12 protein-coding genes are annotated in these 13,446 nt (G+C 37.1%); all 12 read right to left on the reverse strand.

The genetic code is table 11. The features are described from left to right. Positions 1–59: 59 nt before the first annotated feature. Positions 60–2,165: an acetate--CoA ligase family protein gene (locus H9655_RS05590; protein ID WP_191811777.1), complete on the reverse strand. Its 2,106-nt coding sequence runs from the start codon at positions 2,163–2,165 to the stop codon at positions 60–62. 15 nt (positions 2,166–2,180) lie between these two features. Next, positions 2,181–3,485 carry a TRAP transporter large permease gene (locus tag H9655_RS05595; RefSeq protein ID WP_191811780.1) on the reverse strand — a complete coding sequence of 435 codons (1,305 nt, stop codon included), beginning with the start codon at positions 3,483–3,485 and terminating at the stop codon, positions 2,181–2,183. Continuing rightward, entirely contained in the window at positions 3,475–3,990 is a 516-nt protein-coding gene (locus H9655_RS05600; RefSeq protein ID WP_191811782.1) for a TRAP transporter small permease, read from the reverse strand. Before H9655_RS05600 ends, H9655_RS05595 begins: the two co-directional genes overlap by 11 nt. A 22-nt stretch (positions 3,991–4,012) precedes the next feature. Further along, complete coding sequence (locus H9655_RS05605; RefSeq protein WP_225230461.1) at positions 4,013–5,074, reverse strand: TRAP transporter substrate-binding protein; 1,062 nt, start codon at positions 5,072–5,074, stop codon at positions 4,013–4,015. Between the two features lie 27 nt (positions 5,075–5,101). Next, the gene (locus H9655_RS05610; protein ID WP_191811786.1) at positions 5,102–6,316 is read right to left on the reverse strand and encodes a CaiB/BaiF CoA transferase family protein; all 1,215 of its coding nucleotides are present in this window, start codon (positions 6,314–6,316) and stop codon (positions 5,102–5,104) included. A gap of 3 nt (positions 6,317–6,319) precedes the next feature. Further along, on the reverse strand, positions 6,320–7,534 hold the full coding sequence (locus H9655_RS05615) for an acyl-CoA dehydrogenase family protein (RefSeq protein WP_191811788.1): 1,215 nt from the start codon (positions 7,532–7,534) through the stop codon (positions 6,320–6,322). Between the two features lie 161 nt (positions 7,535–7,695). Then, positions 7,696–8,262, reverse strand: a complete 567-nt coding sequence (locus H9655_RS05620; protein WP_191811790.1) for a Fe-S-containing hydro-lyase — start codon at positions 8,260–8,262, stop codon at positions 7,696–7,698. 11 nt (positions 8,263–8,273) lie between these two features. Continuing rightward, on the reverse strand, positions 8,274–9,119 hold the full coding sequence (locus H9655_RS05625) for a fumarate hydratase (protein ID WP_191811792.1): 846 nt from the start codon (positions 9,117–9,119) through the stop codon (positions 8,274–8,276). Positions 9,120–9,121: 2 nt separating this feature from the next. After that, complete coding sequence (locus tag H9655_RS05630) at positions 9,122–10,483, reverse strand: MmgE/PrpD family protein (RefSeq protein WP_191811794.1); 1,362 nt, start codon at positions 10,481–10,483, stop codon at positions 9,122–9,124. A 90-nt stretch (positions 10,484–10,573) separates the two neighbouring features. After that, positions 10,574–11,239, reverse strand: a complete 666-nt coding sequence (locus tag H9655_RS05635; protein ID WP_191811796.1) for a GntR family transcriptional regulator — start codon at positions 11,237–11,239, stop codon at positions 10,574–10,576. 173 nt (positions 11,240–11,412) lie between these two features. After that, positions 11,413–12,255 carry an HpcH/HpaI aldolase/citrate lyase family protein gene (locus H9655_RS05640; RefSeq protein WP_225230484.1) on the reverse strand — a complete coding sequence of 281 codons (843 nt, stop codon included), beginning with the start codon at positions 12,253–12,255 and terminating at the stop codon, positions 11,413–11,415. Positions 12,256–12,279: 24 nt separating this feature from the next. Then, positions 12,280–13,344: a tartrate dehydrogenase gene (locus H9655_RS05645; RefSeq protein ID WP_225230462.1), complete on the reverse strand. Its 1,065-nt coding sequence runs from the start codon at positions 13,342–13,344 to the stop codon at positions 12,280–12,282. Positions 13,345–13,446: the final 102 nt, after the last annotated feature.

The raw sequence follows: 13,446 nt of genomic DNA on the forward strand, positions 1-13,446 counted from the left end.
TATAAACTCCCTTATTAATGAACTCTATACGCTCAGTCTCATTAATAAGGGGATGTGAATCAATTATATATCTCTGCCTGTTTCTTCCCAACAATGACAGCATCAACTGCTGTAACACCTTTACCTTCTTTATGGACGAGTATCGGATTAAATTCCATTTCTGTCCATTCTCCTTGATGAGATAAACAAAATTCTGATAAAGATTGTATCGTTAATGCCAATGCTTTTATATCTGACTTATGTTTTCCCCTGGCTCCATTTAGAAGTGGAAACGCCTTAATAGAAGCGATCATTTGTAAAGCCTGTGCCTCTGTAATCGGTGCAGGCAAGAAAACGACATCCTCAAGCACTTCCGTAAATATTCCTCCGATACCAAACATGATTGTCGGTCCAAAAGTGGGGTCATCAATGGCACCAATAATCACCTCTACCCCTTCATCTGCCATTTCTTCAATCATCATTCCTTCGATAAGATGTTCGACTTGATGATGCTTTATTCTATTTATCATCCCTTCATAAAAACGAAGTAACTCTTGTTGATTATTAATTTTTGTTTGAACCAACTGATAGTCAGATTTATGAGTTATTTCCTTTGAAACTCCTTTTAAGACAAGCGGAAAAGGAAGACTATGCGCATGTAGATCTTCTTGATTACGAACAAAAGACCCTTTAGGCACTTTTATACCAATCGATTGTAATAGTTGCTTCCCTTCCCATTCATTTAGTTTTTCATTTACAATCATCGGTGACTGCTTATGGTTTCCTTTTCTTATTTGAGCGGATGTATTCCTTTCTGCTGTATAGTAATTTACGACATGTGCAAGGGCATTAATGGTCCGTGTGGGGGTAGGAATCCATGGAATACTTTTTTCGCTAAAGAGTGCCCTTTTAGTTTCTTCCTGTATTCCTGACCAACAAACAACAATGGGCTTATTTGCTTGTTTAATCAACGTACTAAGTTTGTTGATAATAGGTGTAAATAAATGATCGGTCATTTGAATATAGAGCACGATGGATTGCACTTCAATTGCTTCTACTAGCACAGTTAAAGTGGCAAGTATTTGTTGAGGATTTTGATTCACTTGTGCAGTCATATCAACTGGATTCTTAATTGATGCAAAAGCAGGAAGTGTTTGTGATAGTCTTTCTTTCGTTTCTGCTTTTAAAGTGGCAAGCTTAATTCCTTTACGTTCACATTGGTCAGCCATCATAATGCCTGCACCACCGGATTGTGTGACGATAACCGTCCCTCCATCTTTAGCCATATTTTTAGCATAATTAAACAATGATAATGTATCGATTAATTCTTCCTCATCATTAACAAGGACAACATTGTTTGCAGCAAAATAAGATTGATAGATCTTCGCATTGCCTGCTAATGATGCGGTATGCGAACTAGCCGCATCCGCCCCTATTACTGACGTTCCAACTTTCATTAATACAAGTGGTTTATTATTTTCATGACTTGCCTTTATTGCACGATTCATTTTAGTTACACTTCTTGCTCCCTCTAAATATCCACCAATGACTTTTATATCACGACTTTTAGCAAAATAATCAATATACTCAAAGAAATCAACCGCGCTTTCATTTCCACTTGATACAAATGCTTGAAATCCGATACCGATTTCAGTTGCTAATGTATGAGTTAAAGATCCGATTGCTCCGCTTTGTGTAACAAATGCAATCGGTGCAGAATCACATGCTTTTAAACTGGAAAAGGAAGCAATCATTTGCTTATTTAAATTAAATAACCCGAGAGAATTTGGACCGCAAATCGGCAAATGGTGCCCTTTTGCATACTCTCTTATCTCTTTCTCTAACTTCTCTCCCTCACCACCTATTTCAGTAAATCCAGAACTAAAAATTAATACACTTTTTACCTTCTTCGCGTGTAATTGTTTAATAATAGATAATACACTTTTAGCGGCTACGGAAATCAAGGCTAAGTCAATATGTTCAGGTAGTTCTTCTATCTTCTGATAGCAAGGAAAACCTAATATCTCTTCATATTTTGGATTCACAAGATAAACTTCACCTTCATAGCCTACCTCTTTTAAATTCGCTATCGGTTTATAGCTGATTTTTGTTTTATCTCCACTAGCTCCAATAATGGCTATTGCTTCTGGTTCTAACATTGGTCTAAGGTCATCACTTGTAAACATCTATTCACCTTCCTCTTAATACATATTTTTAGGCAAGAACAAAGCAATATCAGGAAATAGATAAAGAATAATAATTAATAGGAAAATGGGAATTAAAAATATACTCGCCCCTTTAAAAATTTGTTCTAAAGTAAGGTCAGGGGCCGATCCTCTCAGTACAAAACAATTCATGCCAACAGGAGGAGTGATCATAGCCATTTCCATCACTAAAACAATAATGACACCAAACCAAATTAAATTCATATCCATCGCAAGAATGATCGGTAGAATAATTGGTAGTGTAACGACAACCATAGCAAGGGCATCCATCACCATTCCTAATAAAATGTACATAAGAATAATAAGTACAAATAATAGAAAAGGAGGAACTGAAATAGATTCGAAAATATCTGCTAATAGAAAAGGCAATCTCGTAATTGTAAGGAAGTAATTTAATATAAATGCCATAATAATAATGGCAAATAAAAATCCAGTTGTTTTCAAAGTAGCAGATAATGCTTGAACAAATGACTGTATCGTTAATTTCTTTCTGATTAATGCAAAAATAAAAGTAAAGAATGCGCCAATCCCTGCTGCTTCTGTTGGGTTAAACCAGCCGATATACATACCGCCAATCACAATGCCAAATAACAAAATAATCCATACGGTGGATTTCAATGCGATAAAACGATCCTTCCATTCCACCTTTGTATGAATCATTGGTGCTAACTCTGGTCTTAAAGAAACAGCCACAAATACAGTGATCATATATAAAATGATCAGCATAATCCCCGGGATAATGCCAGCCACTAAAAGCTGTCCGATAGATTGTTCAGTCATCATGCCATATAGAATAAACAATGTACTTGGTGGAATGAGCACTCCCAATGTTCCCCCTGCAACAATCGTTCCTCCGGTTAATGATTTGTTATAACCCGCCTTTAGCATTTCCTTCGATGCAATTACACCCATTGTGGCAGTATTTGCAAGGCTTGAACCTGAAGCGGCCGCAAACACTGCAGAGGATGCAATCGTCGCCATCCCAAGTCCACCTCTTAATCTACTAAGCCAAAGTCTGAATGTATTAAAAAGTTCTGTACTAATTCCACAGATAAATAATAATTCACCCATTAGAACGAACATAGGAATAGTGCTTAACGTATAACTAAAACTATGATCCCATGTCACTGTTTCAACAACGGTGGCCAATGCCGTCCAACCTTTCAAATAAAAGATTCCTAGTACGGCTGGTACGACCATTGCGATAGCAATGGGTACTTTAAAAAACATTAAAACAAACATGAGCAAAATAACGATTACGCCAAACCATTCAACCGGCATGTTCATCACCTCCTATATTTTCATGATTCAATGAAAGGATGAGCTTGAGCATTCTTAGAAATGCCTCAGCTCCCCACATGAGAAAGCCGAATGTAATGATATAATCAAAGGGGTAAAAAGGGATTTCTAAAAGAGTAGTAGATATAGGCATTGTCAATTGATGAAAAATCCCGACATGAAGATAAATATAAGCAATGAGGATGGTAATAATAAATGTAAGAAATGCGCCAAATATATCTAAGACGCGTTGCCACTTATATGAAAGTCTACTTGTGATAATATCTATTGTAATATGTCCGTTTACTTGTTCTGTATAAGCCAAACCACACATGATTAGCACAACCATACCTAACTGAACAATTTCGATATCACCTATAATAGGTGAAAATAGTAAGCGACTCATCACAGCAAACGTAATAAATATCATCATCAGTGTCATCGTTGCTAACGCAATATATTTTGTTATTGCTGTAAAGAAACGTATGACCTCTTCAAGCTTTCTCATGTATTCCACCACCTTAACTGTTTTAATTTTCAAATGGTAAAGGGTAATCTTCTTCACGGAGAATTTCAAAAAAAGCTTCGACCATTTCTTCCCCATCATATCCACGTTTATTTGCATCTTCTATCCATAACTCCCAGGCACCTTTACCCGCTTCACGATACTTAACGTCTTCTTCTGTAGAAAGTTTAATATATTCACCTCTTTTTTCAACTGCTTTCTCTAACTGCTTATTGGAAGCAGCTAACTCTGTAACATAACTCTCTGTAAACATTTCTGATAACGCAGGATTCAATTCTTCTGTAAAGATTTTTTGTAAATCTGGCGGAAGCTGATCATAGAAGTTTTTATTCATTACAGGAATGAGTGGATTGACGAGTACTGACATTTGTGTGATATAAGGGGCCGGTTCATAATACCTTACTGCTTCACCGCCAATAGGTGTATAAAATGCGGTATCAATCATCCCTTTTTCTAATCCTTCGTATATACCTTCAGATGTGATCGATACTGGCGTTCCTCCTAATGATTGAATAAAGGCATTTTCTCCTTTTCCGCTCATTCTCATTTTTTTGTTTTGTAAATCTTCAATTGTGTAAATAGGTGATGTAGAGAATAAATCATAGGCATCTGTTGATGTGGGAGGCATAAGGATGACATTATCTAATCCCTTGTCTGCAAATCGATCTTCGAATTTACTTAAAACTTTGTTGGCCTCAACAGGTCCTTGCAAGGCAAAAGGTAGACTACCGATTGTATAAGGAAAAAAAGGAGTATCATAAAAATAGTTTGTTACGAGAAGACTTACATCATAGAGCCCTCCTTTTATATCTTGATAAACGGAGCTAGACTTTCCTAACGCACTGCCATGATAAATATTGACCTTTACTCTTCCGTTTGTCTTTTCTTCCACCATCTTCTTCCATGGCTCCCATGCATTATAAGCATAGTGATGTGTAGATGGCTGCCAATTATTAATATCCATCACATACTCCTCATCGGAAGCGCTTTCATTGGATGTCTGTTGACTACATGCACTTAATAAAATGCCTATACAAAATACAGTCAATAGAAGGATCTTTTTCATTGGAAACACCCCCAGTATTGTTCAAAATCACACTTTCTTCTTATCTGACGAACCAATTACTCCCTCTTTTCTCAATTGATTAATCTCTAATGTTTGATACCCTAAAGAATGTAGAAGTTCTTCAGTATGTTGCCCTAACAAAGGTGGTCCTGTTTTTGTTTTAATATTTAGCGTAGAATTCTTGAGTGGACTTTTTACTAATTGAATACGTCCAAGCTTTACATGGTCAACTTCTTCAACAACTTCTCTCGCTTCAGCTTGAGGGTGTTGAAAAACTTGTTCAATATTATTTACTGGTCCAGCTGGAACACCTACTTGTGATAATTGAGTGAACCATTCATCTGCCGTTTTGGTTATCATAATTTCTGCGATTTTTTTTGATAACACTTCACGATTAGTTACTCTAGCTTGATTTGTTATAAACCTTTGATCATCTATCCAACTATCACGAGCTAAAACCACACAGAATTTTGCGAATAATTTATCATTCCCACAACAAACCATTAAAGGGCGGTCACTGCATTTAAACACTTGATAAGGAACAATATAACTATGATCATTGCCAACTCTTGTTGAAACAGTACCTGTATTTAAATAACTACTTCCTACATTGGCAAGTGCACTTAATTGTACTTCAAATAGAGATAGATCAATATATTGTTCCTTTCCTGTTTGATCTCTTTGCCTTAAAGCGGCGAGAATCGCTATTGCTACATATTGTGACGTCATAATATCGACGAGTGGAAGCCCCACTCTTGTCGCCTCCCCTTCCGGAAATCCAGTGACTTCCATTAAACCGCCTATTGCTTGCATAACAGGGTCAAACCCAGGTTCCCCTTTATACGGTCCCGTTTGACCATATCCGGTTACTGAACATAATATAATATCTTTTTTAACCTTTTTAAGTTGTTCTAGGTCGAGACCCAACTTTTTCAAAGTGCCTGTTTTAAAGTTTTCTAAGACAATATCAGCCTCTTTTACGAGTTGTAAAAAGATCTCCTTCCCTTTTTGCTTTTTCAAATCCAACTCAACTGATTTTTTATTACGATTAGCGGTAAAATAATACGTACTTTCTCCTTCTATGAAAGGAATCCAATCTCTCATACTATCTGTACCATTCGGTGCCTCTATTCTGATGACATCAGCCCCTAAATCTGCTAATATCATTGAACCCCCAGGTCCTGCATATACACGAGACAAATCCAATACTTTAACACCTGCAAGTGGTTGACTATCACTCATCGATTACAACCTCACCTTATGAATATCACTACTTAAGGAAAACTTTCTTTCGATATGATGACGATTGGCATCCTTTTCTCCTAAGGCGTCATTGGCAATCAGTATTCGTTGGATATTCGCCGATCCTTCACCAAAGTGAAGCATATTCGCATAGTTTACATACTTCATAATCGGATATTCATCTGCGATACCATTGCCACCAAATATCTCTAATGCACTTCTTGCTGCTTTGGTAGCTACTTCTGAGGCAAAATATTTTGCGTATGCACTTTGTCTAGTTGCCGCCTCGCCTTTGTCTTTTAAGTAAGCGCTTTTATAAGTAAGCAATCTTGCAGCCTCTGTTTCTACTACCATATCCGCAATCAAATGTTGAATCATTTGATATTGACCAATCGCTACGCCACTCACTTCTCGTTCGTTTGCATAAGATATCGATTCATCAATACAACCTTGAGCAATACCAACCAATCGCGAAGAAACAGTTAAGCGCCCATAATCAAGGGCGTTCATCGCTATTTTAAAACCTTCTCCCTCTTTACCTAATAATTGATTTTTTGGGATTCGATAGTCTTCTAAAAATACTTCACAGCTTCTAGTCATAAATCCTAGGGAACTGATTTCGATTGGCTTTGCATAAAACCCCGGTAAATTAGTCTCAATAATAAAAGCAGAAATGCCATTATGACCAGCGTCTGGGTCTGTTTTCGCAAATAACACACCTACATCTGCTTCATTAGCAAAAGTAATCCACATTTTTGATCCGTTCAGCACGTACTCATCACCATCTAGAACAGCCGTTGTCTTCATTGCTCCTGCAGGATCTGAGCCACCACCAGATTCAGTAAGAGCGAACATACCAATTTTCTCCGCTTTTATTAGTGAAGGAACATATTTTTCAATTTGCTGCTTATTTCCCCAATTTAATATTGTAAAAGGACAGGTCATTGCTTGCATATTAAAGGCATAACCTAACGATGGATGTGCTTTTGATATTTCTTCAGCAATGATAGCTAAATTAAGAAAACCTAATTCAGATCCACCATATTGCTCCGGGAAACAAGCACCAAAAAAACCGAGATTCCCCATTTTTTCAAAAATATCTTTCGGGAATAATTGATTTTTCTCATAATACTTGATTTGGGGTGACACTTCTTTTCGAACAAACTCCTTTACCATTTGTAAGACTTGTTGGTTTTCACTTGTATATTCAAACTCCATCTACCCACACCACCTTATTAGAATTTTCTGAATTTATTAATTATATTATTATATATATTAATAATATTCAATATTTTATTGAGAAAATAGATAATTAGTTTGGGATAATGGATACAATTGATAGGCAATATAAGTCTTTGTCCTAGCATGAAAATAATTGATTAAAGCTTCGATCTTTCTTGTTGAAACTTCTCTCTTGCTTGTATATACCAGTCATTACCTAAAGAATCGATAATTACTGTAGCTGGAAAATGTTCTACTGTAAGCCGATATACTGCCTCCGTACCTAACTCAGGAAAGGCCACAACCTCTGCCTCTCTAATAGCCCTAGACAGAAGTGCGCCGCTTCCCCCTATTGCTGCTAAATAAACTGCTTTGTTTGTTTTTATACTTTCCTTTACTTCTTCGTTTCGATACCCTTTTCCAATCATTCCTTTTAAGCCATGCTCTAATAATAATGGTGTGTATTTATCCATTCTACTACTAGTTGTTGGACCGGCGGAACCAATCACTTGGTCAGGCTTTGCTGGGGTCGGACCAACGTAATAAATAAAAGCATTTTCTAATGAGAATGGAATCGTTTCTTGTTGAGATAAACGAGCATAAATTTTTTTATGGGCTGCGTCTCTCGCTGTATATATTAAGCCGGTTAATTCAACTTGCTCTCCTGCTCTTAATGTTGCCAACTCTTCTGGACTTAACGGTAAAGATAACTGTTTTTTTCCCAATTCTATCAGCCTCACATTCTCAATTCTTTATGTCTAGACGCATGACAATTCAAATTAACTGCCACAGGAAGTGCAGCGATATGACATGGTTCTAACTCGATCTTTACATCTAGGGCAGTTGTATCTCCACCTAACCCTTGAGGACCAATCCCCATTTCATTCATGTTTTTCATCAAATCTTTTTCTAATTGGGCTACTTCTGGAGATGGATGATGTTGACCAATTGGCCGAAACAATGATTTTTTAGCTAAATAAGCGCAGCGTTCGAAATTGCCACCAATTCCAATACCAACGACTAAAGGAGGACAAGCATTCGGTCCTGCATGTTCAACGGTGGTTAAGATGAAATCTTTTACGCCTTCAATACCATCTGCTGGGGTTAACATTTTAAGGGCACTCATATTCTCACTCCCTCCCCCTTTTGCCGACATATGGATAACGAGTTGATCTCCGGCTTTCATTTCGATATGAATAATGGCAGGGCTGTTATATGTTTCAGATTTATCTCTCGTCAGGGGATTATTGACGATAGAATGCCTTAAATACCCGTCTTTATACCCTTTCATTACACCTTCATTAATGGCATTTGTGATTGTCCCACCTTTAATAAAACAGTCTTGACCTAATTCAACAATAAAAACGGAAACACCTGTATCCTGACACATGGGGACGCGGTTTTCAGTAGCGATATTGGCATTTTCAATTAAATCTAACAATATATCTTTTCCAATTGGTGACCTTTCTGTTTCCACCGCTTGTCGAAAAGCAGAAATAACATCTTCGCCAAGATCAAAGTTCGCTTCCTGACAAAGCTTCGCTACTTGTTCCACTATATGGTCATAAGCAATCACTTTCATCATTAAGCCTCTTTTCCATTTGCAATTGGACTATTTGCCACTAGCCAATCCTTTATTTTTAATTTTTCAATATTGTATATATCATCTACTCTATGATTTACATCTGTGATCTTATGAGCCACTAATGACTGGAATTTTTCAACCATTTGTTTTTTACTGGCAGGATTCTCTGGGTCTCCTTTTGGAAATTCAGTCGCGAAACAATAACTTTCTTTATTTCTTAAGACAATAGTTACCTTTGCACCCCATTGTTCCGGATAGGCATCCGTAAAATCCTTTGTAGATGTAACTCGAACTTTATGAATCATTTCTCTGATTTCACTATTATTTAATGACTTTTCATTAAAATCTTGTAGAAAAGCACTACCTTTAAGAGCAAGTAAGCTAACACAGAATTGCACACTAAATTTTGCTGCATAAATGGAACGAGGATCAGGATTATCCGTTATATCTAAAACTGTTTGATAAGTTTCTATGTGGATTTTTTCAATTTCAGTAGGGTCTATTGTATATTTGTTCATCAATGTATGCACACAGTCCATACTCGGATGGGTATGACGACAGGAGGCATACAGCTTAAAACCATTTTCCATTATTTTAAACTGCTCACCGAGTCCTTCCACAACCTTTTGTTCGTTGTACGAATCACTCATTGCCTTGAAAAAGCCACGTTTTCCCTCTAGTATTTTTGATGCACCTGTAAAGCTCTTTTTAGCAAGTAATGCTGCAAGTACACCATTATAGGATGCCTTTGCTGTATGAAGCTGTTTAGAATTAGCTCCATCTTCAATAAATTCCCATAATCCTGCTGCCTGTGTCCCTGCATTCCCCAAAGCATGAACGATTTGTTGTTTATTGAGCCTTAATAACTTCGCTGCTGCAGCTGCTGCTCCGAATGTGCCACATGTTGCGGTATTATGCCAATAATAATAATGACTAGGCGTAACCGCTTCACCAATACGATAACAAACTTCATAGCCGATGACGATACTCGTAATTAAGTCTTCAATAGATAAGTCATACGCTTCACACACAGATAAAGCAGCTGGAATCACAACTGTTGCTGCATGAATAATCGATCCTTTATGGATATCATCTAACTCCACTATATGGCTAGCAGCACTATGAATCATCGCAGCATTAGCAAGAGAAGTTCTTTCACCGGAAATGAGGGTTGCCTGTTCCTTCCCTCCCATTTCCAGTAACGTCTCTTTTAAAGCAATAACTGGTGGTTCATCTATTCCTGCTATTGCTGAACCGTACCAATCCAAAATACACACTTTCGTAAATTCAATCACATCTTTTGGTAAATCTTGATAGTCTAAATTAACTATATATTCTGAAATTTTTTCCGTTAAAGTCATTCCCATTCTCCCTTCCTTCATTAAAGTAAACGTTTACAAAAGATAAGGCAGCTCGGAATAATTCGTGCTGCCCTCTTGATGAAACTACGTTTATGTCATTCTCTCATTTTTTAAACTGTGAATAAGTGATTCGCCTGTTCTTAAAATATGATGAGACAAAATCTCACCTGCATGCTCAAATCTTTTCTCTTTTATCGCTTTGATAATCTCCTGATGCTCTTCATTTGATGTAGCCGTCTGACCTGTAATAAAATGTGGGGTTTGTTGTGGTAGCCCATTCCAAAGAGAATCAATAAAACCATTTAATCTCTCCCAATGGCAGTGCTTTAATAATAATTGATGAAATTCTATATTTCTTTCAACAAATTCATCTACATCTTCACTATCTTCCATCAATTGAACAAGTTCTATTAATCTCGTGATTTCAGTATCTGTAAGCAGCTTTGCACTTTGGATAAAAGCCAGCTTCTCTAACTGTGCTCTTAAGGTGTAAACCTCTTGTAAATCTGATAAATGAATGGTTTTAACAATAGCTCCTTTATGTGGTACTAGTGTAATTAAGCCTTCAGATTCTAATTTCCTCAAGGCTTCTCTAATGGGCATTCTACTAACACCTAGTTTTTCTGCTAAATCTGATTGTTTTAATCGTTCACCAGGTTTAAACTGGCCTTTTATAATTGCTTCTCGGAGGACATTACATACTTTTAAATGCAGTGTATCGCGATTATCTAATTTTAATTCAACATCAATCGTCAATGATCACTCACCCTTTACTCCCTTTTAAAACAGGATACAAAATCCAATTAAAATTGTCTATACTTTTCTGAATTTATTTCGAAGAGTAGTAAAACTAATTGCAAGACGTTAATGGAATCCCATACCAACTTACCAACCTTTTTATAGTTAGCCATATGAGAGTGTTATCACTTTCATTCATTATTAATCTGCAGTATTTTCTTAGCCTGTTTATACACGGGGTAATCAACTAAGCGACCATTCACATTAATGGATGCTTTCCCCTCTTTCTCAGCGTTTTCAAACAGTCTAATTACTTCTTTTGCTTCTTGAATACGGTTTTTACTCTCTTGATGATACACATCATTGATCCATACGACTTGGTTTGGATGTATCGCTAATTTACCGGCGAAGCCTAATTTCCGGCCATGGTTTGTTTCTTTAATCAGATCGTTGCTATTCTCTAATTGAAGGAACACAGAATCAATAGGGGGTAACGTTTTAGCTGCTGCTGAAGCGTTTACTAATTGCGAACGTGCGTATAATAACTCTTCCCTCCGCTCCCCTACCTCAATATTTGTATCTAAACAATAATCAACCGCACCAAAAGCGAGCCTTTCAACGGTTTTTGTTGCAGTGGCAATGTCAAATGAATAATGTATCCCTTTTGCCGTTTCGATTAACGGAATAAGTGCTATAGATTCATCTGCCAAATAAGTAGCTACCTTCTTTATCATGTTTTTATCTTCTGACTTTGGGATAAATACCCCCCGTGGCCTACAGCCTTTCACTAATTGGAGATCATGATAAAAATATGGACTATCACTATCATTAATCCTAATATATACCCTTTGCCTATCCCATTCATTAAGTTCACTCATATAACCAGAGACCTTCTCTCTGGCTACATGCTTTTTGGAGTGGGCAACAGAATCCTCTAAGTCTAGTATGATAGCTGATTGTTTAATCGTTAAGGCCTTATTTACCATCTTGGTAGAAATCGCTGGTACGAATAAAAAGCTAAACATTTGATTCATCAAATATGCTCAACCTCCCTCAATTCAGCCAATATTATTTTGTAATTGAAGACAAATCTTATTTGTCACTTCATCAGTCGTAGCATTTCCACCAATATCTTTCGTCTTTATCCCTGCCTCAGTCACTTCTTCCATTGCTCGTAAGACCTCTCTAGCTAGTGCTGCTTCACCTAAATGATCTAACATTAACGAAGCCGTCCATATTTGCCCGATTGGATTGGCTATTCCTTTCCCATAAATATCTGGCGCTGAACCATGTACAGGCTCAAACATGGACGGATATTTCCCATTTATATTGATGTTTCCTGCAGGGGCTATACCAATACTCCCCATAATCGCTCCACCAATATCAGTTAAAATATCTCCAAAAAGATTACTAGCAACGATCACATCGAAATCGCTCGGTTTGGTAACAAAAAAAGCAGCTAGTGCATCAATATGCACAGATGATGTACGCACTCCTGTATAGCACTTACTCACATCATTAAACACTTCATCCCAAAATGGCATCGAATGGACAATACCGTTAGATTTCGTAGCTGAAGTGACATGACCCTTACGAAGAACAGCTTGCTTAAACGCATAATCCATTACTCTTTCCGTTGCTTTTCTCGTAAAAATGGCGTTTTGGATAGCGATTTCATCTTCTCCTTTATGTATCCTTCCCCCAGACTCACTATACTCCCCTTCACTATTTTCACGGATAACTAAAAAATTAAATGGTCCAGGATTAACGAGAGGGGAAGTTAACCCTTTAAATAATTTTGCTGGACGGATATTAATTGTCTGCTCAAATTCTCTCCGAATGTGAATGAGTAACCCCCATAAAGAAATATGATCAGGCACTTTGTTCGGATCTCCTACTGCACCCAAAAAAAGCGCATCAAAATTCTTCAGTTGCTCTAGACCGTCATCACTCATCATTTTGCCATGTTTGAGATAATAGTCGCACCCCCATGGAAATTCAGTTGTCTCTAATTGAATACCACCATGTAAAGTCGCTGCTGTTTGGAGCACTTTTACGGCAGCAGGTACAACCTCCTTTCCTATACCATCACCAGGAATTACTGCTAGTTCATATTTTTTCATCACTTTTACCTCCTCTTAGTTGTCATTGTTATATATTTCATTTTCTTTAAGACCCCTTATAAATCCTTTTCTTTTTTCAAATATTAAGAGAAGTCTTCTTAC

It is taken from the genome of Cytobacillus stercorigallinarum, assembly GCF_014836495.1.
Taxonomy (GTDB): Bacteria; Bacillota; Bacilli; order Bacillales; family Cytobacillaceae; genus Cytobacillus; species Cytobacillus stercorigallinarum.